Genomic DNA, 24,599 nt, shown 5'->3' with positions numbered 1-24,599 from the left:
CGGACCCGCCCTCTTCAAGGACTACGTGTGCGTCACACCGCCGGCGGCGAGCCCGGCAGCGGCTTGCCCGCCGACTCCTTCATGCGCCACACCGCGATACCGCCGATGACGGCCGCGGCCATCATGTAGTACGCCGGGATCATCAGGTTGCCCGTGGCCGCGATGAGCGAGGCCACGACCAGCGGCGTCGTACCACCGAAGATCGAGACGGACAGGTTGAAGCTGACGGCCAGGGAGCCGTAGCGGACCTTCGTGTCGAACAGCGCGGGCAGCGTCGAGGGCATCGACGAGGTGAAGGAGACGAGCAGCAGGCCGAGCGCGGCCAGGCCGAGCGCGATCGCCCACGTGGAGCCCTGCTGGATCAGCAGGATCGCAGGGACGGACAGCGCGAGGAAGCCGGCGCAGCCGATGCCGATCACCCAGCGGTGGCCGAAGCGGTCGTTGGCGAGGCCCATCGGGAGCTGCACGACCATCATCAGCAGCATGACGCCGATGAGGATCAGCGTGCCGTGCGTGGCGTCGTAGTGCAGTTCCTCGCTCAGGAACGTCGGCATGTAGGAGAGCAGCATGTAGTCGGTCACGTTGAAGACCAGGACCAGCGCGATGCACAGGAACATCGGCTTGGCGTTGCCGACGAACATCTCCTTGAGCTTCGGCTTCGGGTTGGATTTCTCCTTCGCCTCGGCCTCGTCCGCCAGCTTCTTGAACGCCGGGGTCTCCTCGAGCTTCATCCGGACGTAGAGACCGACCAGGCCGATCGGGCCCGCGATCAGGAACGGGATGCGCCAGCCCCAGCTGTAGAGGTCGTCGGTGGCCATCGTCGTCGTGAGCACCGTCGCGAGCGCGGCACCGGCGACGTAACCGGCGTTCGTGCCGAGCTCCAGGAACGAGCCGAAGAAGCCGCGGCGCTTGTCCGGCGCGTACTCGGCGATGAACGTGCACGCGCCGCCGTACTCACCACCGGCCGAGAAGCCCTGCACCATGCGCGCCACGATCAGCAGCACCGGCGCCCAGATGCCGATGGCGCCGTGCGACGGGATCAGGCCGATCGCGAAGGTGCCCGCCGACATCATGATCATGGTGATGGCGAGGACGCGCTGGCGGCCGATGCGGTCGCCGAGCGGGCCGAAGAAGGCGCCGCCGATGGGGCGCACGAGGAAGGCGGCGGCGAAGGTGCCGAGCGTGGAAAGGACCTGTGCCGTGCTCGAGGCCGCAGGGAAGAAGACGTGTCCGAGCGTCGCGGTCAGGTAGCCGTAGACGCCGAAGTCGAACCACTCCATCGCGTTGCCGAGGGCTGCCGCCTTGACCGCGCGCTTGACCAGCGCGGGGTCGGTGGTGGTGGGCTCGGATGAGGTGCGGTCCTTCGTGGGGGCGAAGGACCCGCCGGTACTGGGGGCGATGGAAGTAGCGCTGGACACGGGTCCTTCGCCTTCCTTTCGTCGGGGACAAGAGCAACGGCCGTTCACGCGGAACGGCCGACGCATCGACCATAGGGGCGCCCGCGCCCGTAACGGGTAGTGTTCAGCTAACTTCTCCCCGTAAGGAAACCCCCTCCGGCCTGGGAAAACGTCGAAGCCTTCACACGGTGCTGATGCAAATTCTTGTGATCTATGTCGCGGAACCGCACGTGTGAAGGCCGGGACAAAGTGGCCGAAGACACTGCCTATCCGTCAAATCCCGGTGGACAGACAGGTGAAGGAGCAGTTGCCTGCGTCTTACCGGGAGTGCGGTGTATGTCGGTGAACCGGCCGAGTTGAGCGGGAGGTCCGAAAGGCGTGGCGAACGCGGAGCACGGAGGAGTGGCGCCGGGATCCACGGATCCGGTGACGGGGCGGCTCGGCGTGCTGCGCGCCGGCCTGTGGCTGATCGCGGGCGTGCTCGGCGCGCGTCAACTCGTGGCGGTGCTGAGCGCTCCTCCGGGTGAGCGCCTCACCGATCTGGAGACCTGGATCGGCCCCGAAGGGGTGCTGCACGTCAGCGGCTCGCTGTACGACGCGCCCGACCGGTTCACCGGGCCCCCGTTCGCCGGGCTCGTCCTCAAGCCGCTCGCGCGCGCGGCGGAGCAAGCGCTCGGCTGGGGCTGGACGTTCGGCTCGCTGGCACTCGTCGTCGCGCTCGGCGTGGTCGCCGCGCACGCCCTGCCGCGGCCCGTCTCCCGGCGTACGGCGCAGTTCGCGGCGCCCGTCGCGATCAGCCTGCTCATGCTGTCGCTGCCGGTGCGCAACGCGTTCACGCTCGGCCAGACCAGCATCCTGCCGGTCCTGCTCGTGCTGCTCGGCTGCTTCGCGGTACGCGGGCAGGTGGCGTCCGGCGCGCTGATCGGCGTCGCCGCCGCGCTCCAGCCGACGGTGCTGCTGTTCGCCCCGCTCCTCTGGTTCACGGGCCGCGGACGCGCCGCCGTCGCGACGGGGACCGCCTTCGCCGCGGGCACGGGCGTCGCCTGGCTCGCCATGCCGCAGGACTCGTGGACGTACTGGGTGCATCATGTGGCGGGCGCCGGGCTCGCCACCGATCCGGCCGCCGTCGCCAACCAGTCGCTGCACGGCATGCTGCTGCGATCGGGCCTCTCGGGGCCGCTGGAGATCGCCCTCTTCCTGGCCCTCGGCGCCGCCGTGGCCGTGCTCGGCCTGCGCCGCTCCATCGCGTACGCGCGCGACGGGCAGCTGCTGCTCGCCGTCGCGATCACCGGCTGTGTCGCGGTCGCGGTGTCCCCGACGACCTGGCAGCACCAGCTCCTGTGGGTGCTGCTCGCCGTCGTCGGCCGCGTGGGGTCCAAGACCGCGGACCGGGCGGTGTGGCCGGTCGCCGTGGTCCTGGTCATGACGCTTCCGGCCTCCGCGATACTGCCGAAGCTGCCGGTGCTCGCGCCGCTGCGGGACAACCTCGTGCTGGTCGCCGTGCTCGCGGCGGCCTGCGCCGTCCCCTTCCTGCGGCGCGCGGATCCGGCCTTCGGCGCCGTGCGGCCCACCATTTATACGGAGCCGGCCCCCGCGCGCTGGGAGTGGGTGCCGCTGCTGCCGGTGTGGCGGCGCGCGCTCGCCCGTCCCAACCTGCTGCTCGAACTGCTCCTGATCCGCGTCGGATACTCCGCGTACCAGCAGGTCAGGATCGTCGCGGCGGGCGGCAGGGAGCGGGCCGAGGAGCACGGGGCGCAGGTGCACTCAGTGGAGAAGTTCCTGCACATCGACATCGAGCACTGGGCGAACCATGCGGTCGTATCGGTCGGATGGCTCCGCAATTTCTTCGATTTTTACTACACGTCCTTTCACTTTGTGGTGCCGCTGACCGTCCTCGCGGTCCTCTACGCGCGCCGCCCCGCGGACTACCGGTGGGCGCGCGCCTCCCTCGGTTTCGCGACGGTTCTGGCCCTCGTCGGCTTCTGGCTGTACCCGCTCGCGCCGCCGCGCCTGATGCCCACGCTGGGCTTCATCGACACGGTCCACGGCGTGCAGGACTTCTCCCAGCCGGACTACGGGACGCTGACCGCGGTCACCAACCAGTACGCGGCGATGCCGTCGCTGCACTTCGGCTGGTCGTTGTGGTGCGGCGTCGTGATCGTGGCCCTCGCCCCGAGGTGGTGGATGAAGGCGCTCGGCCTTCTCCACCCCCTGTTCACGGTGTCCGCGATCGTGGCGACGGGGAACCATTGGGTGTTGGACGCGGTGGGGGGTGCGGTGGTCGTTGGTGTCGGGTTTGGCCTTACGTATGTGTTGTCGGGGCCGCGGGCCTCTTTGGCGGGGCCGGTGTTGCGGTCGCGGGGCGCTGCCCCGGACCCCGCTGCTCAATCGCCGCAGGGGCTCTAAGCGGTTGCCACCTGGAGCTCCTTCACTCCGTTCAGCCATGCCGCGCGCAGGCGGCGGGGGTCGCCCGCCAAGCGCAGGTCCGGGACCGCGTCGGCCAGGGCGTTGAAGATCAGGTCGATCTCCAGGATGGCCAGGGACTTGCCGAGGCAGAAGTGCGGGCCGCCGCCGCCGAAGCCGAGGTGCGGGTTCGGGTCGCGGGTGATGTCGAAGGTGTCCGGGTTCTCGAAGACCTCGGGGTCGTGGTTGGCGGAGGAGTAGAAGAGGCCGACCCGGTCGCCCGCCTTGATCTTCTGTCCGCCGAGCTCGGTGTCCTGCGTGGCGGTCCGCTGGAAGGAGACGACGGGGGTCGCCCAGCGCACGATCTCCTCGGCCGTGGTGCTCGGGCGCTCCCGCTTGTAGAGCTCCCACTGGTCGGGGTGGGTGAGGAAGGCGTGCATGCCGTGGGTGATGGCGTTGCGGGTCGTCTCGTTGCCGGCGACGGCGAGCAGGATCACGAAGAAGCCGAACTCGTCGGAGGACAGGTTGCCCTCGTCCTCGGCCGCGACCAGCTGCGTCACGATGTCCTTGGCCGGGCACTTCTTCCGGTCGGCCGCGAGGTTCATCGCGTAGCCGACGATCTCCATGGCGGCCTCGGCGCCGATCTCCTCGGTGATCGCGTACTCCGGGTCGTCGTACGCGACCATCTTGTTGGACCAGTCGAAGACCTTGGAGCGGTCCTTCTGCTCGATGCCGATGAGCTCGGCGATGGCCTGCAGCGGCAGCTCGACGGCGACATTGGTGACGAAGTCGAACGCGCCGTCTGGGCCCGCCTGTTGGACCGCCGCGTCGACGATGTCGCGGGCGCGGTTCCTGAGCTTCTCCTCCAGGGACCGGATGGCGCGCGGCGTGAACCCGCGCTGCACTATCTGGCGCACCCGGGTGTGCTCGGGCGGGTCCATGTTGAGCATGATCATCTTCTGTACGTCGATCTGGTCGCGCTCGATCGAGGAGTTGAAGCGGATCACGGCGGTATTGATGTTGGACGAGTAGATCTCCGGGTGAGTGGAGACGTATTTGACGTCCGCGTGTCGGGTCACGGCCCAGTAGCCGGAGTCGTCGAAGCCGGAGATGCCGTGTTCCTGCTCGATCCAGCGGACCGGTTCGGCCTGCCTGAGCTCGGCGAACTCCGGGTGCGGTATGCGGTGTTGGAGGAGGTCGGGATCGGTGAAGTCGAACCCGTCGGGCAGCGCGGGGCACGGCATGGAGTCACTCCCGTGGTGGTCTGACGATCCGTCAGTTGTGGCTGTGAAGGTAATAACGGGTTCTAGAAGTAGCAAGGCCCCCGGTCGTGTCGGTTCGGTGCGATGTGCGTGCACGCCCCTTGCGTACCGGGGGTAAGGGCGATGAGACTGCAAGCAGAACTGGTACGCGTTCTAGTTTCGTGCGCACGGGGTCCGTCGTGTGGTTCGTCCAGTTCTGGTCGCGCTGGTCCGGGAATCCTGGAGAGGACGTAGGTCATGGCAGCCGAGCCCGTCATCGTCGAAGCCGTACGCACCCCGATCGGCAAGCGCGGCGGCGCGCTGGCCAATCTGCATCCCGCCTATCTGCTGGGCGAGACCTATCGCGAACTCCTCGGCCGCACCGGCATCCAGCCGGACTGCGTCGAGCAGATCGTGGGCGGCACGGTCACGCACGCGGGCGAGCAGTCCATGAACCCGGCGCGCACGGCGTGGCTCACGATGGGTCTGCCGTACGAAACGGCCGCGACGACGGTCGACTGCCAGTGCGGCTCCTCCCAGCAGGCCTCGCACATGACCGCCAACATGATCGCGGCGGGCGTCATCGACGTGGGGATCAGCTGTGGCGTCGAGGCGATGTCACGGGTGCCGCTCGGCTCGGGGTCGAAGCACGGGCCCGGCAAGCCGTTCCCGGACGAGTGGAACGTGGATCTTCCGAACCAGTTCGAGGCCGCCGAACGCATCGCGCGCAGGCGGGAGTTGAGCCGGGAGAACGTGGACTCGCTCGGGCTCATATCCCAGGAGCGGGCCGCCACCGCGTGGGCCGAGGAGCGGTTCAAACGCGAGACGTTCGCGGTGCAGGTGCCCACCACGGAGGAGGAGCAGGCCGCGAGGCAGGGGATGTGGCGGCTCGTCGACCGTGACGAGGGGCTGCGCGACACGAGCATGGAGGGCCTCGCGAAGCTCAAGCCGGTGATGCCGACGGCCGTGCACACGGCGGGCAACTCCTCGCAGATCTCCGACGGGGCGTCCGCGATCATGTGGGCGTCGAAGCGGATGGCGCGGGCGCTGAAGCTGAGGCCGAGGGCGCGGATCGTGGCGCAGGCGCTGGTGGGGGCGGACCCGCACTATCACCTGGACGGGCCGGTCGACGCGACGCGGGCGGTGCTCGGCAAGGCGGGGATGGCCTTGAAGGACATCGACGTCGTCGAGATCAACGAGGCGTTCGCTTCGGTGGTGTTGAGCTGGGCGCAGGTCTTCGAGCAGGACCTGGAGAAGGTCAACGTGAACGGCGGCGCGATCGCCCTCGGTCATCCCGTCGGGGCGACGGGGGCGCGGCTGATCACGTCGGCGCTGCATGAACTGGAGCGCCGCGACAAGGAGTTCGCGCTGATCACGATGTGCGCGGGCGGCGCGCTCTCGACCGGCACGATCATCCAGCGGCTGTAGCGGTGCAGCAAATCAAGCCCCTGCGGCGATTGAGCAGCGGGGTCCGGGGCGGAGCCCCGAGACCGCAACCCACACGGGGTTGACGACTCGGGGCTTTGCCCCGGACCCCACCGCTCAATCGCCGCGGGGGCTTGATGGGAAGCGCCGCAGGGGATGTGACCGGTTGAGCGCCGGAGGCGATCAGTACCAGCCGTTGGACTGCCAGTGGGACCACGCGCCGCAGGCGCTGCCGTAGCGGTCGTTCATGTACTTGACGCCCCAGTCGATCTGGGTCTCGGGGTTCGTCTTCCAGTCGGAGCCGGACGACGCCATCTTGTTGGCCGGAAGCGCCTGGACCAGGCCGTACGCACCGGTGGACGCGTTCGTCGCGTTCGGGTTCCAGCCGCTCTCGTGGGACACGATCTTGTCGAAGCAGCTGAACTCCGCCGAGTTCGAGATCTTCTGCTGGGCGATGGCCTTCGCCGAACCCGACGTCGACGCGGCCTGGGCCGGAGCCGATGCGAAGAGGAAACCGGTCGTGGCGGCGGCGAGGGTGACGCCGGCGATGGCCTTCTTCGGAGTGGCGATGCGGCGCAGGAGCGTGGCGGTCAAAACGGAACCTTCCGTGGGAGGCAGGGGGATGCAGGGCTTGGCGCCTTGCGGTTGCTCCACAGAAACAAACACCGGGGGCTTAAGCAATGTCGGTGTTTACTAAGGAAAGTCGGATGTGGTGGCGTGTGGGCTAAATGTCCGTTGTGTGGCCTAAGGCGGGTGCGCCGCAGGACTACGGTCCCGCTTAGTACGTGACGTGGGTCATGTGGGTGGCCTCACGCCCGCGGGTCGTCGAATGTGACCTGGGCCTCGAAGGCGGCCCGCCGCGTGGCCCGCCGCAGCGCCTTGAGCACGGCGCCGCCGACGACCAGCGTCAGGACGACGGTGAGCGCGGCCCGCCCCAGGTCCCAGCCGAGCGAGGTGGCCGCGCAGTAGGCGAGGAAGCGGGCCAGGTTCTCGTGCAGGGCGGCATCCGGCTGGTACGCCACGGACGAGGCCAGCGCGTTCATGAACGGCCAGCCCGCCAGATTCATGATCGTTCCGTACGCGAACGCCGCCAGGAAGCCGTAGGCCGCGAGCATCACGCGTTCGGCCCGGCCGCGCAGCGACCGGACGCCCGGCAGCAGCCCCGCGCCCATCGTGAACCAGCCCATCGACAGCATCTGGAACGGCATCCAGGGCCCCACGCCCCCGGTCAGCAGCGCCGAGGTGAACATGCTGAGGGACCCCAGGACGAAGCCGAAGCCGGGACCGAGGACCCGCCCGCTCAGGACCATCAGGAAGAACATCGGCTCCAGGCCGGCCGTCCCCGCGCCGATGGGCCGCAGCGCCGCGCCCGCGGCGGCCAGCACGCCGAGCATCGCCACCGCCTTGGGGCCCATCCCGGACTCCGAGATCGTCGCCGCGACCACGGCGACCAGCAGCACGAGCAGCGCCGCGAACAGCCACGGTGCGTCCGCCGCGTGCGCGTTCACCTGGGACCCCGGGCCGGTGATCAGCGGCCAGCCGATGCCGACCACGCCCACGGCGCTGACCAGGAGCAGCGCGGCGATGGAGCGGGGGCCGAGGCGTACCGGGTTCGCTCGGCCCGTGGCGGCCGGTGGCGTCGTGGCCGCCGTCATGCCAGCGCCTCCCGTACCTCGGAGACCGTGAGCCAGCGCTGCGGCGCCAGGATCTTCGCGACCTGCGGGGCGAAGGACGGGGACGACGTGACGATGTCGGGGGTGGGGCCGTCCGCCACGATCTCGCCGTCCGCGAGGATCGCCACGCGGTGGGTCAGCTCCGCCGCCAGTTCCACGTCGTGCGTCGCCATGACGATGGCGTGGCCCTCGGCCGCGAGGTCGCGCAGGATCGCGACGAGGCGGGACTTCGCCGCGTAGTCGAGGCCGCGGGTCGGTTCGTCGAGGAGCAGCAGCGGCGGGGCCGCCGTCAGCACGATGGCCAGCGCGAGCGTGAGGCGCTGGCCCTCCGAGAGGTCCCGGGGGTGGGTGTCGTCGGCGATTCCGGGGAGCAGGTCGGTGAGCAGGGCGCGGCAGGTGCCGGGGGCGGCGCCCGCGTCCTTGTCCGCGGCGGTGCACTCGGCCGCCACCGTGTCCGCGCAGAGCAGGTCCCGGGGTTCCTGGGGGACGAGGCCGACTTTGCGGATGAGGTCGCGGGGGGTGGTCTTGTGCGGGGTGGCTCCGCCGACCGTGACCGTGCCGGAGGTCGGCTTGATCATTCCGACCAGGGTGGAGAGGAGGGTGGATTTTCCTGCGCCGTTGCGGCCCATGAGGGCGAGTACCTCGCCGGGGGTGACCGTGAGGTTGATGTGGCGGAGGGCTTCGATGCGGCCTCTGCGTATGGCCAGGTTTTTCGTTGCGGCCAGAGGGGTTGCGGTCGCGGGGCGCTGCCCCGGGCCCCGCTGCTCAATCGCCGCAGGGGCTTGATTTTGCCGGACCTGGCCTTGTCGGAGCCGCTCCTTGAGAGCTCCCGCTGCCCTACGTGCATTTCTCACTGTCAGGGGCAGCGGGTCCCAGCCCGCCACCCGGCCCAGGCCTACCACCGGGGGGTACACGGGGGAGATCGCCATGATCTCGGACGGGGTGCCCACCTGGAGGGGCTCGCCCGGGGCCGGCAGCAGTGCCACCTGGTCCGCGTACTGGATGACGCGCTCCAGGCGGTGTTCGGCCATCAGGACCGTCGTGCCCAGGTCGTGGACCAGGCGTTGCAGGACCGAGAGGACCTCCTCCGCCGCTGCCGGGTCGAGGGCGGACGTCGGTTCGTCGAGGACGAGGACCTGGGGGTGCGGGGTGAGGACGGAGCCGATCGCGACGCGTTGCTGCTGGCCGCCCGAGAGCGTCGAGATCGGGCGGTCGCGCAGGTCCGCGAGGCCGAGGAGGTCGAGGGCCTCCTCCACGCGGCGGCGCATGACCGGCGGCGTCAGGCCCAACGACTCCATGCCGTAGGCGAGTTCGTCCTCCACCGTGTCCGTCACGAAGTGCGCGAGCGGGTCCTGGCCCACCGTGCCGACGACGTCGGCGAGTTCGCGCGGCTTGTGCGTACGGGTGTCGCGGCCTGCCACCGTGACCCGCCCGGCCAGCGTGCCCCCGGTGAAGTGCGGCACGAGCCCGCTCACCGCACCGAGGAGCGTCGACTTGCCGACCCCCGACGGGCCGGCGAGCAGCATCAACTCGCCCTCGGGCACGTGGAGGTGGATGCCGCGGACCGTGGGCGCCTGCGCGCCGTCGTACGTCACGGAGACGTCCTCGAAGCGGATCATGACGACGACGCCTCCGTCGGCTTGTCGGGAACGGGCTTGTCGGGAACAGGTGCGAGGAAGGCCGGGAGCAGGCCGAGCAGGATGCCGGACGCGGGCCACAGCGGCAGTTCCGGCGCCGCGAGCGGGACCACGGGGGGTTGCAGGGCCGCCGGGTTCTGCGTTCCGGCCCAGATCATCGTCGCCGCGGCCGTCGCCCCCGACGCCGCGACCAGCCAGGCCCGGACGCCCCACACATCGGGCCGGTAGCGGGTGCGGACCGTGCGGCGGCCGCCGAGCCACAGCCCGCCGAGCGCGGCGGCGACCCCGGCAAGGAGCACCGGAAGTCCGTAGCCGGAGCCGGCGGACGCCAGCAGTCCGTACGTTCCCGCGCACACCCCGATCAGGCCGCCAAGGGTGAGCGCGGCCGTCGCGCGGCGGACCGCGCGTGGGACCTCGGCGGTGCGGCCGTAGCCGCGCGCGTCCATGGCGGCGGCCAGCGAGACCGAGCGCTCCAGCGCGCCCTCCAGGACCGGCAGGCCGACCTGGAGCAGCCCGCGCAGACCGCTGTCCGGGCGGCCGCGAAGCCGTCGCGCCGCCCGCAGCCTGCGGACGTCCGCGACCAGGTTCGGGGCGAACGTCATCGCCACGACGACCGCGACCCCTGCCTCGTACAGCGCGCCGGGCAGCGACTTGAGCAGCCGGGACGGGGAGGCGAGCGCGTTCGCCGCGCCCACGCAGATGAGGAGGGTGGCCAGCTTCAGGCCGTCGTAGAGCGCGAAGACGAGGCCTTCGAGGGTGACCGGGCCGCCGATCCGGACCCCCTGCGCCCAGTCCGGCAGCGGCAGTTCGGGCAGCGTGAACAGGAGATGGGTGCCCGGGATCGCCGAGCCCAGCAGCGTCGCGAAGACCAGGCGGATGCCGAGCACGGCAAGCGCCAGCTTCACGAACGCCCCGTACGAACGCGCCCACGGCGCCTCGGTGCGGCGCGCCGCCACCACGTACCCGGCGACGCCGATCAGCAGCGCGAGCAGCAGCGGGTTCGTGGTGCGGGACGCGGCCGTGCCGAGGCCGAGCGCCCAGATCCACCAGGCGCCCGGGTGCAGCGAGTTGGAGCGGTGGGCCCGAGGGGCGCGGAGCTGGGAGGCGGCCATGCGTCAGCCGCGGCGGCGTCGGGCCTGCACGCCGGCCGCGACGCCGAGCACGACGACCACGGCGATGCCCGCGATGAGGCCGACGGAGGGGCCGCCGTCCGAACCGGAGTCCTTCGCGGCGGGCTGTTCCGTCTTGGACGCCTTGTCCGGGTCCTTCGACGAGGACACCTGCTCGCCGCAGCCCGCCTTCGGGTAGCCCGAGATCGCGCACAGCATCGCGCTGCTGTCGTAGCGCAGCGGCTTCGCGACGGCGGCGAGCGCGTCGGCGCTCGTCGCGTCCTCGGCGACCTGCGCGCACGCGGTGCGCGGCTTCGGCGGGGTCTCGCCGGACGGGGCGTCGGCCGCCGTGCCGGAGTCGATGACGAGCGCGACGCGCTTCTTGCCGTCCTTGGCGGGCGTATCGGCGCAGATGTCGCCGAAGGACGCCGCGCCGCGCGGCTGCTTCGCGTCCTTCGAGTCCGCGCTCACCGCGAACCGGAAGCCCTGCACGTCCCCGTCCTCCGGCTTGGCCTGCGAGGGGCCCGCCGTCGCGTACGTCCATGCGTTGTGGGAGTCCCGCTCCCAGAACGACCAGTACCGGTACCCGGCCGCCTGCGCGGGGGCGACGGTCAGGGCGAGCAGTGCGCCGAGCAGTGCGAGGACGAGCCCGCCGAGCCCGGCCGACCTGCGCGCGGTCACGGCTGCTGCTTCTTGCGGCCGCTGAGCAGGAAACCGGCGCCCACGGCGGCGATGAACATCACGCCGATGATCCACCAGTTGGCGCCACCGCCGTCGTCCTTCTTCTCGTCCGAGTCCGAGGCGGAGTCCGATGACTTGGTGGAGGCGGGCTCCGGGCCCGTCTTGTTGAGGGCGCTCACCAGGTCCGTCCCGCCGAAGTCGCGGGGGTCGTTGCCGGTGGCGTGCGCGGCGAAGATCAGCTCGGCGTAGGCGGCCGGGCCGGTCTGCGACGCCCAGCCCTTCGCGTTCTTCTCCAGCCAGGTGTACGAGTCCTTCGTGGCCTTGACGCCCTCGGCCGCGGCGACGGCGGTGACCGCGTCCGCGGTGTTGCCGTAGTCGGGCTGGTCGGTGGAGCCGGCCAGCTGGGACTTCAGGTAGAGGTGGGTGTCGAGCTGGTTCTGGAGGTAGACGGCGCCGTTGTGCGCCACGGCCTCGGCGTTCTTGCCGTCCTCGCAGGTGTACGCGTCCGGGGCCTTGCCCTTGCCGGGAGCGAAGCCGGTGCCGAGGGCGCCGAGCACACCGGCGGCGGTGGCGTCGGCGTTCGCGGCGAGCTCGCCCTTCTTGTCGGGCTGGTAGGCGAGCGCGCCGCCGTCCTTGCCCTTGGAGCAGGGGAGGGCGAGCGAGGCGAGGGCGTCGGCGCCGGTCCTGCCCTTGCCGGACTTGACCTCGGACGGCTTCTCGCCGGCCGCGGCGAGCGCGCCGAGCACGACGGACGTGGAGTTCGCGTCGCTGTCCATGCCGAGGTTGTAGCCCCAGCCGCCGTCGGCGTTCTGGTTCTTCTTCAGCAGGGCGACGCCCGAGGCGACCTCGCCGTCCCGGCCGCCGACCGCGGCGAGCGCCTGGACGGCGGCCGCGGTGGCGTTGCTGTCGATCTTGGTCTTGGAGTCGCAGGGCTTGGTGGGCTCGGCGCGGTACGCGGCGAAGCCGCCGTTCTCGCACTGCTGCCCGGCCAGCCAGTCGACGGCCTTCTTCGCGGGCTTCACGCCCACCGTGTCCTGCGCGACGAGCGCGAGCGACTGCCGCCAGACCCCGTCGTACGTGGGGTCGCCCTTGCCGTAGAGGCCCGAAGGGAGAGCCGTCTTCGGCGAGGGAGAGGCACTCGCGGCCTGCGCGCCCATGGCGCCGATCGCGACGGTCGCGGCGACGAGCGCGGCGCTGCGGCGAATGTTCATGGTGGGGCGGATGCCTCTCCCTGCGGGGAGCGGGGCGGCGCGGCACGCGGGGGCACCGGGCGGCTCCGGCTCCGTATTCCTCGACGGTCCTGAGCCGAGCAGGTACGTACGAGGCATTCCGGCTGTGACGGTTGCGGGTCAGCGCCGGATTTGCACCGGCTTCCCCTCGTACGTACGTACTGACGACGTCTTTACTGTACCCGGCGACGCCGTTGCGGCCGCGGGGCTCTGCCCCGGACCCCGCGCCTCAATCGCCGGCGGGGCTTGAATGACTCACCGGACGTCCACCGGGCCGTCGTCGTTGCCGCGCGGAGCGCCGACATAGCGCTCGATCGTCGAGCCGACGTCGTCGCCGCCCTCCCCGCCCAGGTTCTTGCGGACCGAGTCCAGGATGGTCAGGCCCTGGCCCACCAGGCCCGCCGCGATCTCGCCCAGGCCGTCCGCGCCGTTCAGAACGTTGACGTTCGCCCCGGCGAGGCCCGCCGAGGCCTCCTTCACGATCTGCGGGAGCTGGTCGATGAGCATGCGGTCGAGGGCGACCCGGTCGTACGACGCCGCCGCCTCGGCCTGGATCTTCATCCGCTCGGCCTCGGCGAGGGCCAGGACACGGATGCGCTCCGCGTCGGCCTGGGCCGGCTTGACGATCTCCGACACCAGCTGCTTCTCCCGCAACTCGGCCTGTTTCATGGCCAGTTCCGTCTGCGCCGCGAGGACCTCCTGCTGCGCGTGCGCGAGCGCGAGCGGGCCCGCCTGGTCGGCCTGCGCCTTGGCCCGGTCGACCTCGGCGTTGTACTCGGCCTGCACGACCGCGGTCTCCCGCGCGTACTCGGCCTGCTTGCGGGCCGCCGCCTGCTCGGCCTCCGCCGCGGCCTGCGTGGCCTGCGCCTGCGCGATCTGTGCCTGCCGCTGGATGGCGGCCTTGTGCGGGCGCGACATCGCCTCGATGTAACCGGTCTGGCCGTCGTCGATGGACTGGATCTGCAGCGAGTCGACGTGCAGGCCGATCTTCGCCATCTCCGCCTTCGACGTGTCGAGGACCTCCGTGGCGAGCTTCTGCCGCTCGGTCACGATCTCCTCGACCGTCATCGAGCCGATGATCGAGCGCAGGTGACCGGCGAAGATGCGCCCCGTGAGGACCGACATCTGGTCCTGGTCGGAGAGGAAGCGCTGACCGGCGTTGACGATCGACTCATGGTCGTTGCCGACCTTGAAGGCGATGACCGCGCGGACGGTCAGGGCGATGCCCTGCCGGGTCACGCACTTCTCGACGACCTCCGACTCGCTCATCGCGAGCGACAGGAAGCGGGTCTTGCGGAACACGGGGAGCACGAACTTCCCGTGCCCGGTGACGACGCGGAACGGCGCTCCCCCAAGTCCCCGCCTGCCGCCCGAGATCAGCATCGCCTCGTCGGGTGCGGGAACGCGATATCCGAACATGCCTGTACGTCTCCTTAGCGGGCGTCGCCCTCGCCACCGGAGAGAAGTGGGTCGGACCAGGCCATGACCACGACCTGCCGGCTCCCGCGGGACTCGATCACGAGCACGGTGGCGCCCCGCTCCAGGGGCTCGTCCGAGTACGCCAGAAAGGTCTCGGTTCCGCCCCTGACCTGCACCAACACCTCGCCCGGACCGCCGGCTCCACGCGTGCCGATGACCAGCTTCCCCGTTCGGCCGACCACTGCCTCGTCCGGCGTCATCGGCGGGCGCCCCCTTGTCGTTCCAGCTCGTGAGAGCCCTTGGGGGCCGAAGATACGCCTCTGCGGGCGCACCTTCGATGAAGGCACGGCAAAGATCCGCCGCACCGGGGTTGCGGTCGCGGGGCTCTGCCCCGGGCCCCGCGCCTCAATCGCCGGCGGGGCTTGAGCGGTACGTCACCGGGTCCGTGTCCGGGACCTGTTCCACCCGGCCCGACTTCTGGAGGCGGCGCAGGTGGGCCTCTGCCTCCGACACCGCGATCGTCCTTGACCCGTACGGGATTTGGGACCACGGGCGGTTCCACTCCATGCGTTCGGCGAGCTGCCACGGGGTGAGGGGCGTGGCGAGGAGGGTGAGCAGGCCGGTGAGGCGTTCCTCGTGGTGGTCGAGCAACTCCCGTACGCGGGCCGGGGCGTCGGTGAACGTGTGCTGGTGCGCCGGGAGGACCTCCGCCGGGTCGAGCCGCCCCACCCGTTCGAGCGAGTCGAGGTAGTCGCCGAGCGGGTCCGTGACGGTGGCGTCGTCCGGGTCCTCGTACAGGCCGATGTGCGGGGTGATGCCGGGCAGCATGTGGTCGCCAGAGAAGAGGCGGCCGTTGCCCGCGCGGCCCGAGGGGTGGTCCTCCTCCAGGTGCAGGCACACGTGCCCGGGGGTGTGGCCCGGCGTCCAGATCGCGCGCAGCCTGCGGCCCGGCAGGTCGAGGAGGTCGCCGGGGGTGATGGTGCGGTCCGGCAACGCGGGGGCGAAGCCGGGCAGTTCGCGCGGCTTGCCGGAGTCGCGGGCCGCGATCAGGGGAGCGATGTGCTCCTCGGGCGCACCGGCCGCGACCAGCTTCGCCACCATGAACGCGTACCAGCGCGCCGGCTTGTTCTCCCGGGTGCGCCGGACCACCGCCGTGTCCGCCTCGTGCATCGCGATCCAGGCGCCGGACGCCTCCCGCACCTTCGCCGACAGGCCGTGGTGGTCCGGGTGGTGGTGGGTGATGAGGACGCCGGTGAGGTCCTCGACGCGCGTGCCGCAGGCGGCCAGGCCCGTCGTCAGCGCGTCCCAGGACGTCGGGTCGTCCCAGCCCGTGTCGATGAGGACCGGGCCCGCGTCGGTGTCGACCAGGTAGACGAGGGTGTAGCCGAGCGGGTTGTCGGGGATCGGCACACGGATGCTGTGCACACCCCCGCTGTGGTCGGTCACCTGCGTCGCCTCTGCCATCGGACACCCTCCGCCGCTCCAGCCGAACTGCCGCCACTGTACGGGAACTTGTAGAACTCGTTTCAATGGTCGCCCGAGCACACGACTTTCGGGGTGCGTACCACCCTTCCGGATCGCAACTAGAACTGGTATCAGTTCTGAAACACCGTCAGAAATGTCGTGCGTGAGGATGCCAGCCATGACCGAGCTCGCGGAATACGGACAGCTGTTCATAGGCGGGGAGTTGACCGACCCGCTCGGCAGGGAGGTCATCGAGGTCGTCTCGCCGCACACCGGCGAGGTCTTCGGCCGGGTGCCGCACGCCGCGCCCGCCGATGTCGACCGGGCCGTCGCCGTCGCCCGCCGCGCCTTCGAGGAGGGCCCCTGGCCGCGGATGAGCCTCGACGAGCGCATCGAGGTCATCACGAAGATCAAGGACGCGTTCGCGGTGCGGCACGAGGAGATCGCCCGCGTCATCAGCAGCGAGAACGGCACCCCGTACACCTCGGGCGTCATGGTGCAGGCGCTCGCCGCGATGATGGTCTGGGACTCCGCGATCAACGTCGCCCGCAACTTCACGTACGAGGAGACCCGCGACGGCGCCCTCGGCAAGCTCCTCGTGCGGCGCGAGCCGGTGGGCGTGGTCGCGGCGATCGTCCCGTGGAACGTCCCGCAGTTCACCGCCGCCGCGAAGCTCGCGCCCGCGCTGCTCGCGGGCAACCCGGTGATCCTCAAGACCTCGCCGGAGACGCCGCTCGACGCGTATCTGCTCGCCGAGATAGCCACCGAGGCCGGTCTTCCGGAGGGCGTGCTCTCCATCCTCCCCGCCGACCGCGAGGTCAGCGAGTACCTCGTCGGGCACCCCGGCGTCGACAAGGTCTCCTTCACCGGGTCCGTCGCCGCGGGCAAGCGCGTCATGGAGGTCGCGTCCCGCAACCTCACCCGCGTCACCCTCGAACTCGGCGGCAAGTCGGCCGCCGTGATCCTGGAGGACGCCGACGCGGGCGCCGCGGTCTCCGGCATCGTCCCGTTCGCCTGGATGATCAACGGTCAGGCCTGCGTGGCGCAGACCCGGATCCTCGTCCCGCGCTCGCGCTACGACGAGTTCGCCGACGCCTTCGCCGGCGCGGCCTCCGCGCTCAAGGTCGGCGACCCGCTCGACCCGGCGACCGAACTGGGCCCGCTCGTCGCCCAGCGCCAGCAGCAGCGCTCCCTCGACTACATCCGCATCGGCCAGGACGAGGGCGCCAAGATCCTCACCGGCGGCGGTGTCCCGAAGGGATTCGAGCAGGGCTGGTACGTCGAGCCGACCCTCTTCGGCGACGTCGACAACTCCATGCGCATCGCCCGCGAGGAGATCTTCGGCCCGGTCATCTGTCTGCTGCCGTACGGGGACGAGGCCGAGGCCGTCAAGATCGCGAACGACTCCGACTACGGCCTCAGCGGCAGCGTGTGGACCGCGGACACCGCGCACGGCGTCGACATCGCGCGGCAGGTGCGTACGGGCACGTACAGCGTGAACACGTTCAGCCTCGACATGCTCGGGCCGTTCGGCGGCTACAAGAACTCCGGTCTGGGCCGGGAGTTCGGGCCCGAGGGGTACGGGGAGTACTTCGAGCACAAGATGATCCACCTGCCCGCGGGCTACGAGCCGGAGGCGAACTGAGCATGGGTGACCGGTGGCATGTGGAGGTCGACCGGAGCGTGTGCATCGGCTCCGCGATGTGCGTGAACGCGGCGCCGGACGGGTTCCGGCTCGACACCGCGCGGCAGTCCCACCCCGTGGAGGCGGACGGCGACGCGAACGAGCGGGTCCTCGCGGCGGCGGAAGGGTGCCCCGTGGAGGCGATCACCGTCACGCTGCTGGACACGGGGGAGGTCGTCTTCCCACCGGAGGACTAGGGCGGGGCTGCACCATTCAAGCCCCGCCGCTCAATCGCCGCGGGGGCTTGAATGGGCGAGATCGATCAGGCGGCACACCATCTCGATGTCGATCTTGACCTGGGCGATGGAGGCGCGGCCGGAGAGCCACGTGATCAGCGCGGAGTGCCACGTGTGCTCGATGACCCGCACCGCGGACAACTGCTCCGGGGTCGGGTCGTCGATCTCCATCGCGTCGAGGATGATCGCCGTGGTCTGCCGGGACACCTGGTCGACCTCGGGGCTCACGCTGCGGTCCGCGAAGGTCAGCGCCCGCACCATCGCATCGGCCAGATGCGGCTCGCGCTGCAGCGCCCGGAAGGCCCGCATCAGCGTCTCGGCCACCCGCTCCGCGGGGCTGTCGCCGGACGGCGGCCGCTTGCGGACCGTCGTGTGCATGTGCTGGAGCTGGTCCTGCATGGTGGCGACCAGGAGGTGCACCTTGCTCGGGAAGTAGCGGTACAGCGTGCCGAGCGCGACCTGGGACGACTCGGCGACCTCCCGCATCTGCACCGCGTCGAAGCCGCCGCGCGCCGCGAGCTGCGCGCTGGCGTGCAGGATGCGACGGCGCCTGGCCTCCTGACGCTCAGTGAGCGCGGGGGTCGTACGGGTGGTGGTTCTCGCGTCCGGAGCTGTCATCAGAAAGCTTTCCGTGTCCCGTGGGGCCGGCCGTGGCGTGAATCACCTGATCCACCCCTTACGGCCCGGCTACCAGCCGGTAGATTCGATGCTCTTGAACGATCAAGTCTGAAACTTGTTCTAGATTAGCGTCCCCACGTAGTGTCCACGGGCAAGCAGGAAGAAGGGTGGCCTGGAGTGACCGCGGAGTCCTTGCGTATCGCTCTCCTCACGTACAAAGGCAACCCGTTCTGCGGTGGTCAGGGCGTGTACGTCCGGCACCTCTCGCGGGAGCTGGTCCGGCTCGGGCACCGCGTCGAGGTCATCGGCTCCCAGCCGTACCCCGTGCTCGACGAGGGCGAGGACCTGGCGGGGCTCTCGCTCACCGAGCTGCCGAGCCTCGACCTGTACCGCAGCCCCGACCCCTTTCGTACACCCAAGCCCGGCGAGTACCGCGACTGGGTCGACGCGCTCGAGGTCGGCACCATGTGGACCGGCGGTTTTCCCGAGCCGCTGACGTTCTCGCTGCGCGCCCGCCGTCATCTGCGGGCCAGACGCGGCGAGTTCGACGTCGTGCACGACAACCAGACGCTCGGCTACGGGCTGTTGGGGGACATCGGCAGCCCGCTGGTCACCACCATCCACCACCCGATCACCGTGGACCGGCAGCTGGAGCTGGACGCCGCCGAGAACTGGCAGCAGCGGATGTCCAAGCGCCGCTGGTACGCGTTCACGCGCATGCAGAAGCGGGTCGCGCGCCGGCTGCCGTCCGTGGTCACCGTCTCCGGCACGTCCCGCGACGAGATCGTCAAGGACCTGGGCGTGCGTCCCGGGCGGATCAACGTCGTGCACATCGGCGCCGACACCGACCTGTTCTCGCCGAATCCGGCGGTGCCCGAGGTGCCGGGCCGGATCGTGACGACCTCCAGCGCCGACGTGCCGCTCAAGGGGCTCGTCTTCCTCGTCGAGGCGCTCGCCAAGGTGCGGGCCGAGCAGCCCGACGCGCACCTCGTCGTCGTCGGCAAGCGGCCCGAGGAGGGCCCGGTCGCGCAGGCCATCGCGCGCTACGGCCTGGAAGGCGCCGTCGAGTTCGTCAAGGGCATCACCGACGAGGAGCTCGTCGACCTCGTGCGCTCGGCGCAGGTCGCCTGCGTGCCGTCGCTGTACGAGGGGTTCTCGCTGCCCGCCGCCGAGGCCATGGCCACCGGCACCCCGCTCGTCGCCACCACCGGCGGCGCGATCCCCGAGGTCGCGGGTCCCGACGGCGAGACCTGTCTGGCCGTGCCGACCGGCGACGCGGGCGCGCTCGCCGCGGCTCTCGGCCGGCTGCTCGGCGACCGTGAACTGCGCGCCAGGCTCGGGGCGGACGGCCGCGCCCGCGTCCTGGAACGCTTCACCTGGGCCCGTGCCGCTCAGGGCACCGCAGAGCTCTACCGCGAGGCGATGGGGGCCGCGCCGCGGCCGACCGGCCCCGCGCGCACCGAAGTTGTCACCGAAACCCCCCAGGAAAGCAGGGCCACGTGCTGACCGTCGACTTCACCCGTTTCCCGCTCGCCGCGGGCGACCGCGTCCTCGATCTCGGGTGCGGGGCCGGACGGCACGCGTTCGAGTGCTACCGGCGCGGGGCGCAGGTCGTGGCGCTCGACCAGAACAAGGAAGAGATCGCCGAGGTCGCCAAGTGGTTCGCCGCGATGAAGGAGGCCGGCGAGGCCCCCGCGGGCGCCACCGCGACGGCGATGGAGGGTGACGCGCTCCAACTCCCCTTCCCCGACGAGTCGTTCGACGTCGTCATCATCAGCGAGGTGATGGAGCACATCCCCGACGACAAGGGGGTGCTCGCCGAGATGGTGCGCGTGCTGAAGCCGGGCGGCCGGATCGCGGTCACCGTGCCGCGCTACGGCCCCGAGAAGGTCTGCTGGGCGCTCTCCGACGCGTACCACGAGGTCGAGGGCGGGCACATCCGCATCTACAAGGCCGACGAGCTCCTCGGCAAGATGCGCGAGGCCGGACTCAAGCCGTACGGCACGCACCACGCGCACGCGCTGCACGCCCCGTACTGGTGGCTCAAGTGCGCCTTCGGCGTCGACAACGACAAGGCGCTGCCGGTGAAGGCGTACCACAAGCTCCTGGTCTGGGACATCATGAAGAAGCCCGCGCTGACGCGGGTCGCCGAAGGGCTCCTCAACCCCGTCGTCGGCAAGAGCTTCGTCGCGTACGCCACGAAGCCGCACCTGCCGAAGGCCGACGGGGCCGCTGAGTGAGCAGCCCGGAGCGGACCGAACTCCTCGTACTCCCCGGTGTGCTGACGGCGGATCAGGCCGCGCAGACCGTCGCGGGGATACTCGCCGTGCAGCGCGCCGACGGCGCCATCCCGTGGTTCCGCGGGCATCACCTCGACCCGTGGGACCACACCGAGGCCGCCATGGCCCTCGACGTGGCCGGCGAGCACGAGGCCGCCGAGCGGGCCTACGAGTGGCTGGCCAGGCACCAGGACGAGGACGGCTCCTGGTGCGCCGCCTACCGCGACGGCGACCCGCACGACGTGACGGACCACGGCCGCGAGTCCAACTTCGTGGCGTACATCGCCGTCGGCGTCTGGCACCACTACCTCTCCACCGGTGACGACGCCTTCCTCGACCGCATGTGGCCCGCCGTGTGCGCGGCGACGGAGTTCGTGCTCCGCCTCCAGCAGCCCGGCGGCCAGATCGGCTGGAAGCGCGAGGCCGACGGTACGCCGGTCAACGACGCGCTCCTCACCGGCAGTTCGTCCATCCACCACGCGCTGCGCTGCGCGCTCGCCATTGCCGAACAGCGCGAAGAGCCGCAGCCCGATTGGGAGTTGGCGCTCGGCGCGCTCGGGCACGCCATCCGCAGCCACCCCGAGCGTTTCCTCGACAAGAACCGCTACTCGATGGACTGGTACTACCCGGTCCTCGGCGGCGCTCTGCGCGGCGCCGAGGCGAAGGCCCGCATCCAGGAGTCCTGGGACACCTTCGTCGTCCCCGGGCTCGGCGTGCGGTGCGTGGACCCCAACCCCTGGGTCACGGGCGGCGAGAGCGCCGAACTCGCCCTCGCGCTCTGGGCGATGGGCGAGTCCGACTGGGCGCTCGAGATCCTCCAGGACATCCAGCACCTGCGCGACCCGAAGACCGGCCTGTACTGGACGGGCTACGTGTTCGACGACAAGGCCATCTGGCCGGAGGAACTGACCACGTGGACCGCGGGCTCGGTGCTGCTCGCGGTGGCGGCCCTCGGCGGCGACGAGGCCACCTGCTCCGTCTTCGGCGGCCAGCTGCTCCCGACGGGTGTCGAGCCGGACTGCTGCTAGACCGCTAGTAGCGGCGCAGGCGGTTGGCGATGGCGTGGCCGACGAAGAGGTAGACGACGGCCGCGAGGCCGTAGCCGGCGACGACGCGGGCCCAGGTCGCGTCGAAGGTGAACAGGTCGTGCGACCAGGCGGCCAGCCAGGCCGAGACCTCGTGGACGAACTGGACCAGGTCGTTGCCCCGGTTCGCGTCCAGGAGGTACATCAGGATCCACAGGCCCAGGATCAGGGCCAGTGCATCGGCGACGATCGCCACGATCCGGGCGGCCTCGTTGGTCCCTCGGTAATGCCGATTCGCAGACATGTCGATCCGGGTTACCCCTCAGGACCCGGTGAAACCCGTACGGGCTCCCTCAAGTGGCGCATGCGCAGCGGCCGGGTGACGCTGCGACGAGTGCCACTCGAGACCCGGAGGCAGTCGGTGGTAACCCGTTCCTCTCTTCCCGTACGACGCATGCTCACGGCCCTGCTGTTGTGCGGCGCGCTGCTCGCGGGCGCGACCGCGTGCGGCTCCGACAGCGACTCGGCGTCCGCGACCAAGGCGTCGTCGAGCGCCACCACGAAGGCCGAGAAGCAGAAGTTCGCCAAGACCCGGTTCGCGGCGAACGCGGGGCTCGCGGCCGGTGCCACCTACCAGTGGATCGTGAAGCCGTACCGTGCGGGCAAGTTCAAGGCCGGTGCGGACGGCCGGAAGTTCGCGCTCATCAAGGCGGGGCTCGCGGGCGCGTTCACGTACAACCGGCTCAACGCCGCGACGAAGAACGCCAAGGGCGACCCGACACTCTCCAAGGCGGTCGGGCCGCTGACGGCCGGCATCGCGTCGCTGAAGGGCCTGTCGACCAAGCTCCGCAAGGGCGAGGGCCTCGGCGACGTGACCTCCTCCTTCGACGACGTCATCAACGGCGTGAAGGACGCGGGCAAGAGCGCGGGCGCCGAGGTGACCAACAAGGTCCCGTCGGCCTCGCAGCTCACGAAGGGCTCGTAGGGGGCTACGAGTTCAGCTCCGCCAGGACGCGCATCGTGTGCGGGTCCGGGGACAGGACCAACAGGTCCGTCACCGGGCCCTTGCGCCACAGCTCCAGGCGTTCCGCGATCCGTTCGCGCGGTCCCACGAGCGAGATCTCGTCGGCGAACGCGTCCGGCACGGCAAGCACGGCCTCCTCCCTGCGCCCCTCGGCGAACAGGTCCTGGATGTGCCGGGCCTCGGTCTCGTACCCCATGCGCGCCATGAGGTCGGCGTGGAAGTTGCGGGTCGCGTGGCCCATGCCGCCGATGTAGAAGCCGAGCATCGCCTTCACCGGGAGCAGCCCCTCGGCGACGTCGTCGCAGACCTTCGCGCGGGCCATGGGCGCGATGGTGAAGCCCTCCGGCAGGTCCGTGAGCGACGCCTCGTACACGTCCGTCCGCGTCGGCGACCAGTACAGCGGCAGCCAGCCGTCCGCGATCCGCGTGGTCTGCGCGATGTTCTTCGGGCCCTCCGCGCCGAGCAGAATCGGCAGGTCGGAGCGCAGGGGGTGCGTGATGGGCTTCAGGGGTTTTCCGAGCCCGGTCCCCTCCTCGCCGCGATACGGATGCGCGTGGAATCGCCCGTCCACCTCCACCGGCCCCTCGCGCCGCAGCACCTGCCGTACGACGTCCACGTACTCGCGGGTGGCCGTGAGCGGGGAGCGGGGGAACGGGCGCCCGTACCAGCCCTCCACGACCTGCGGCCCGGACAGCCCCATGCCCAGCATCATCCGGCCGCCCGAGAGGTGGTCCAGGGTGAGCGCGTGCATCGCGGTCGTTGTGGGGGAGCGGGCGGCCATCTGCGCGATCGCCGTGCCGAGCCGGATCCGCGAGGTGTGCGCGGCGAACCAGGTGAGCGGGGTGAACGCGTCGCTGCCCCAGGACTCCGCCGTCCACACCGAGTCGTAGCCCAACTCCTCGGCGTCCCGCACGAGTTGCAGGTGATCGGGGTTCGGTCCGCGACCCCAGTAGCCGAGTGCGATTCCGAGCCGCATGCGCGCCCCCATAACCGATGACGTAACTGATGACCCGTCAGTTCAGCTTCCGGTGCGCGACTGTACGCGAAAGGCCCCTCGCCCGGAAGACGGGCGAGGGGCCTTGAACTGCTTGATCCCCGTAATGCGATCGGGTCAGCCGCGCTGGATCCCCGAGGTGTCCTGCAGCACACCGCGGCGGCCGTCCTGGGTCTGCGCGACGAGGCCGGGGCCCCGCTGCTCGACCGCCAAGTACCAGGTACCGGGCGCCAGTTCCGCGATCTGCGCCTGCGAGCCGTCCTCCGCGAAGAGCGGACGCGGCACCGGCACGGCGAACCAGAACGGCGAGAAGTCCGCGGCCGGCGGCTGCGCGGCGGCCTGCGGCGCCGGAGCCCCCTGCTGCTGCGGCTGACCGCCGTACGGCTGCTGCTGACCCGGGCCCGGCTGCTGCGCACCGTAGGGCTGCTGCTGGCCGGGACCACCGGGCTGCTGCTGGGCGCCGGGGTAGCCGTACCCCTGCTGCGGCTGACCGCCGTACGGCTGCGGCTGCTGCGGGCGCGGGGCACCGAGGAGGGCGCCCTTGAGGGCCGGGACCAGGGGGGTGGCGATGGCGGCGGCGGCCATGACGAGCGTGGCGACGAGGCTGAGGATGAGACCGATGCCGGCGGTCGGGCCGTCGGACGCGCCGCTGCCCATGTTGTCGATGCCGCCGGCCGGGTCGAAGACGTTGGCGAGCGCCGCCCAGGCCGCCAGGATCGTCGCCGCGATGCCGAACTGACCGAGGTCGATGCCCGCGACCTTGCGGGACTCCGGCATGCCGCGGCCGACCACGATGAGCGCGGCGCCGATGATGCCCGCGAGCACCACGCTCATGAGAAGCGGGCCGCTCTCCCAGGAGTTCGGGAACTCGACGCTGTCGGGCGCCCCGTCGTACGAGTAGATATCGAGGAACGAGGCGATCAACAGCAACACCGCTGCTCCGATCACCACGCCGTCGCCTCGAGTGAGGGAGCGGATATTCACTTCAAGTCCTTCGTCAGTCGTCCGGTCATCGGTGGAGGCGGCGCAATGCGCAGGGGTGGCCCCACATCCTACGGAGG

The 24,599-nt window shown here is 70.8% G+C and carries 23 protein-coding genes and 1 riboswitch; of the genes, 8 read left to right on the top strand and 15 right to left on the bottom strand.

What is annotated here, in order from left to right:
- Positions 1 to 32 precede the first annotated feature (32 nt).
- A complete protein-coding gene (locus ACZ7L4_RS16370; protein WP_472103042.1) occupies positions 33 to 1,418 on the bottom strand; it encodes an MFS transporter in 1,386 nt (461 codons plus the stop codon).
- Positions 1,419 to 1,775: 357 nt separating this feature from the next.
- Between ACZ7L4_RS16370 and ACZ7L4_RS16365 the strand changes: the two genes are divergently transcribed.
- The gene (locus ACZ7L4_RS16365; RefSeq protein WP_472103040.1) at positions 1,776 to 3,803 is read left to right on the top strand and encodes a bifunctional glycosyltransferase 87/phosphatase PAP2 family protein; all 2,028 of its coding nucleotides are present in this window, start codon (positions 1,776 to 1,778) and stop codon (positions 3,801 to 3,803) included.
- Here ACZ7L4_RS16365 and ACZ7L4_RS16360 read toward each other — a convergent pair.
- Entirely contained in the window at positions 3,800 to 5,044 is a 1,245-nt protein-coding gene (locus ACZ7L4_RS16360) for a cytochrome P450 (RefSeq protein WP_472103038.1), read from the bottom strand. The genes ACZ7L4_RS16365 and ACZ7L4_RS16360 overlap by 4 nt on opposite strands.
- 255 nt (positions 5,045 to 5,299) lie before the next feature.
- Here ACZ7L4_RS16360 and ACZ7L4_RS16355 point away from each other — a divergent pair, with 255 nt between their 5' ends.
- Positions 5,300 to 6,469: a steroid 3-ketoacyl-CoA thiolase gene (locus ACZ7L4_RS16355; protein ID WP_472103036.1), complete on the top strand. Its 1,170-nt coding sequence runs from the start codon at positions 5,300 to 5,302 to the stop codon at positions 6,467 to 6,469.
- 180 nt (positions 6,470 to 6,649) lie between these two features.
- On the opposite strand, the gene ACZ7L4_RS16350 is transcribed toward ACZ7L4_RS16355, so the two are convergent.
- From ACZ7L4_RS16350 to ACZ7L4_RS16310, 9 genes are all read right to left on the bottom strand, one after another.
- Complete coding sequence (locus ACZ7L4_RS16350; RefSeq protein WP_422407075.1) at positions 6,650 to 7,060, bottom strand: aggregation-promoting factor C-terminal-like domain-containing protein; 411 nt, start codon at positions 7,058 to 7,060, stop codon at positions 6,650 to 6,652.
- A gap of 215 nt (positions 7,061 to 7,275) precedes the next feature.
- Positions 7,276 to 8,121 carry an ECF transporter S component gene (locus tag ACZ7L4_RS16345; RefSeq protein ID WP_472103034.1) on the bottom strand — a complete coding sequence of 282 codons (846 nt, stop codon included), beginning with the start codon at positions 8,119 to 8,121 and terminating at the stop codon, positions 7,276 to 7,278.
- Complete coding sequence (locus ACZ7L4_RS16340; RefSeq protein ID WP_472103033.1) at positions 8,118 to 9,758, bottom strand: ABC transporter ATP-binding protein; 1,641 nt, start codon at positions 9,756 to 9,758, stop codon at positions 8,118 to 8,120. Before ACZ7L4_RS16340 ends, ACZ7L4_RS16345 begins: the two co-directional genes overlap by 4 nt.
- Entirely contained in the window at positions 9,755 to 10,888 is a 1,134-nt protein-coding gene (locus tag ACZ7L4_RS16335; RefSeq protein ID WP_472103031.1) for an energy-coupling factor transporter transmembrane component T, read from the bottom strand. Before ACZ7L4_RS16335 ends, ACZ7L4_RS16340 begins: the two co-directional genes overlap by 4 nt.
- Positions 10,889 to 10,891: 3 nt before the next feature.
- On the bottom strand, positions 10,892 to 11,566 hold the full coding sequence (locus tag ACZ7L4_RS16330; protein WP_472103029.1) for an SCO2322 family protein: 675 nt from the start codon (positions 11,564 to 11,566) through the stop codon (positions 10,892 to 10,894).
- A complete protein-coding gene (locus tag ACZ7L4_RS16325; RefSeq protein ID WP_472103027.1) occupies positions 11,563 to 12,777 on the bottom strand; it encodes a prenyltransferase/squalene oxidase repeat-containing protein in 1,215 nt (404 codons plus the stop codon). Before ACZ7L4_RS16325 ends, ACZ7L4_RS16330 begins: the two co-directional genes overlap by 4 nt.
- A 103-nt stretch (positions 12,778 to 12,880) precedes the next feature.
- Positions 12,881 to 12,956, bottom strand: a riboswitch (adenosylcobalamin-variant (AdoCbl-variant) riboswitch).
- 94 nt (positions 12,957 to 13,050) lie between these two features.
- Positions 13,051 to 14,214, bottom strand: coding sequence for a flotillin family protein (locus ACZ7L4_RS16320; RefSeq protein WP_472103025.1), 1,164 nt, complete (start codon positions 14,212 to 14,214; stop codon positions 13,051 to 13,053).
- A gap of 14 nt (positions 14,215 to 14,228) precedes the next feature.
- Positions 14,229 to 14,474 (bottom strand): hypothetical protein, encoded by a 246-nt coding sequence (locus tag ACZ7L4_RS16315; RefSeq protein ID WP_472103023.1) that lies wholly within the window; start codon positions 14,472 to 14,474, stop codon positions 14,229 to 14,231.
- Positions 14,475 to 14,619: 145 nt separating this feature from the next.
- Complete coding sequence (locus ACZ7L4_RS16310) at positions 14,620 to 15,678, bottom strand: MBL fold metallo-hydrolase (RefSeq protein ID WP_472103021.1); 1,059 nt, start codon at positions 15,676 to 15,678, stop codon at positions 14,620 to 14,622.
- A gap of 178 nt (positions 15,679 to 15,856) precedes the next feature.
- Between ACZ7L4_RS16310 and ACZ7L4_RS16305 the strand changes: the two genes are divergently transcribed.
- Positions 15,857 to 17,323 (top strand): aldehyde dehydrogenase, encoded by a 1,467-nt coding sequence (locus ACZ7L4_RS16305; protein WP_472103019.1) that lies wholly within the window; start codon positions 15,857 to 15,859, stop codon positions 17,321 to 17,323.
- A gap of 2 nt (positions 17,324 to 17,325) precedes the next feature.
- A complete protein-coding gene (locus ACZ7L4_RS16300; protein ID WP_472103017.1) occupies positions 17,326 to 17,559 on the top strand; it encodes a ferredoxin in 234 nt (77 codons plus the stop codon).
- A gap of 30 nt (positions 17,560 to 17,589) precedes the next feature.
- Here the strand turns inward: ACZ7L4_RS16300 and ACZ7L4_RS16295 are convergent, their stop codons facing one another.
- Positions 17,590 to 18,216 (bottom strand): TetR family transcriptional regulator, encoded by a 627-nt coding sequence (locus ACZ7L4_RS16295; RefSeq protein ID WP_472103016.1) that lies wholly within the window; start codon positions 18,214 to 18,216, stop codon positions 17,590 to 17,592.
- A 177-nt stretch (positions 18,217 to 18,393) separates the two neighbouring features.
- On the opposite strand from ACZ7L4_RS16295, the gene ACZ7L4_RS16290 reads away from it, so the two are divergent.
- From ACZ7L4_RS16290 to ACZ7L4_RS16280, 3 genes are read left to right on the top strand one after another with little or no spacing between them, the layout of a single operon-like run.
- Positions 18,394 to 19,722 (top strand): glycosyltransferase family 4 protein, encoded by a 1,329-nt coding sequence (locus ACZ7L4_RS16290; protein WP_472103014.1) that lies wholly within the window; start codon positions 18,394 to 18,396, stop codon positions 19,720 to 19,722.
- Entirely contained in the window at positions 19,716 to 20,456 is a 741-nt protein-coding gene (locus ACZ7L4_RS16285) for a class I SAM-dependent methyltransferase (protein WP_472103012.1), read from the top strand. The genes ACZ7L4_RS16290 and ACZ7L4_RS16285 overlap by 7 nt, the downstream gene beginning before the upstream one ends.
- On the top strand, positions 20,453 to 21,523 hold the full coding sequence (locus ACZ7L4_RS16280) for a prenyltransferase/squalene oxidase repeat-containing protein (RefSeq protein WP_450814025.1): 1,071 nt from the start codon (positions 20,453 to 20,455) through the stop codon (positions 21,521 to 21,523). The genes ACZ7L4_RS16285 and ACZ7L4_RS16280 overlap by 4 nt, the downstream gene beginning before the upstream one ends.
- Positions 21,524 to 21,527: 4 nt before the next feature.
- Here ACZ7L4_RS16280 and ACZ7L4_RS16275 read toward each other — a convergent pair whose 3' ends face one another.
- Positions 21,528 to 21,824, bottom strand: a complete 297-nt coding sequence (locus ACZ7L4_RS16275; RefSeq protein ID WP_472103010.1) for a hypothetical protein — start codon at positions 21,822 to 21,824, stop codon at positions 21,528 to 21,530.
- Positions 21,825 to 21,974: 150 nt separating this feature from the next.
- Here ACZ7L4_RS16275 and ACZ7L4_RS16270 point away from each other — a divergent pair, with 150 nt between their 5' ends.
- Complete coding sequence (locus tag ACZ7L4_RS16270; protein WP_472103008.1) at positions 21,975 to 22,505, top strand: hypothetical protein; 531 nt, start codon at positions 21,975 to 21,977, stop codon at positions 22,503 to 22,505.
- A 4-nt stretch (positions 22,506 to 22,509) separates the two neighbouring features.
- Here the strand turns inward: ACZ7L4_RS16270 and ACZ7L4_RS16265 are convergent, their stop codons facing one another.
- A complete protein-coding gene (locus ACZ7L4_RS16265; protein ID WP_472103006.1) occupies positions 22,510 to 23,520 on the bottom strand; it encodes an LLM class F420-dependent oxidoreductase in 1,011 nt (336 codons plus the stop codon).
- 135 nt (positions 23,521 to 23,655) lie between these two features.
- Complete coding sequence (locus ACZ7L4_RS16260) at positions 23,656 to 24,522, bottom strand: hypothetical protein (protein WP_472103004.1); 867 nt, start codon at positions 24,520 to 24,522, stop codon at positions 23,656 to 23,658.
- Positions 24,523 to 24,599 lie beyond the last annotated feature (77 nt).

Source organism: Streptomyces sp. NPDC107575, from assembly GCF_055657265.1.
The sequence above is the reverse complement of the archived record's forward strand: the minus strand, read 5'-3'. Positions and strand labels throughout refer to the sequence as shown.

Coding starts and splice junctions, on each gene's coding strand:
- ACZ7L4_RS16300 (WP_472103017.1), top strand. CDS start 17,326: ATGGGTGACCGGTGGCATGTGGAGGTCGACCGGAGCGTGTGCATCGGC.
- ACZ7L4_RS16305 (WP_472103019.1), top strand. CDS start 15,857: ATGACCGAGCTCGCGGAATACGGACAGCTGTTCATAGGCGGGGAGTTG.
- ACZ7L4_RS16340 (WP_472103033.1), bottom strand. CDS start 9,758: ATGATCCGCTTCGAGGACGTCTCCGTGACGTACGACGGCGCGCAGGCG.
- ACZ7L4_RS16335 (WP_472103031.1), bottom strand. CDS start 10,888: ATGGCCGCCTCCCAGCTCCGCGCCCCTCGGGCCCACCGCTCCAACTCG.
- ACZ7L4_RS16310 (WP_472103021.1), bottom strand. CDS start 15,678: ATGGCAGAGGCGACGCAGGTGACCGACCACAGCGGGGGTGTGCACAGC.
- ACZ7L4_RS16270 (WP_472103008.1), top strand. CDS start 21,975: ATGCTCACGGCCCTGCTGTTGTGCGGCGCGCTGCTCGCGGGCGCGACC.
- ACZ7L4_RS16345 (WP_472103034.1), bottom strand. CDS start 8,121: ATGACGGCGGCCACGACGCCACCGGCCGCCACGGGCCGAGCGAACCCG.
- ACZ7L4_RS16315 (WP_472103023.1), bottom strand. CDS start 14,474: ATGACGCCGGACGAGGCAGTGGTCGGCCGAACGGGGAAGCTGGTCATC.
- ACZ7L4_RS16295 (WP_472103016.1), bottom strand. CDS start 18,216: ATGACAGCTCCGGACGCGAGAACCACCACCCGTACGACCCCCGCGCTC.
- ACZ7L4_RS16325 (WP_472103027.1), bottom strand. CDS start 12,777: ATGAACATTCGCCGCAGCGCCGCGCTCGTCGCCGCGACCGTCGCGATC.
- ACZ7L4_RS16355 (WP_472103036.1), top strand. CDS start 5,300: ATGGCAGCCGAGCCCGTCATCGTCGAAGCCGTACGCACCCCGATCGGC.
- ACZ7L4_RS16360 (WP_472103038.1), bottom strand. CDS start 5,044: ATGCCGTGCCCCGCGCTGCCCGACGGGTTCGACTTCACCGATCCCGAC.
- ACZ7L4_RS16265 (WP_472103006.1), bottom strand. CDS start 23,520: ATGCGGCTCGGAATCGCACTCGGCTACTGGGGTCGCGGACCGAACCCC.
- ACZ7L4_RS16275 (WP_472103010.1), bottom strand. CDS start 21,824: ATGTCTGCGAATCGGCATTACCGAGGGACCAACGAGGCCGCCCGGATC.
- ACZ7L4_RS16320 (WP_472103025.1), bottom strand. CDS start 14,214: ATGTTCGGATATCGCGTTCCCGCACCCGACGAGGCGATGCTGATCTCG.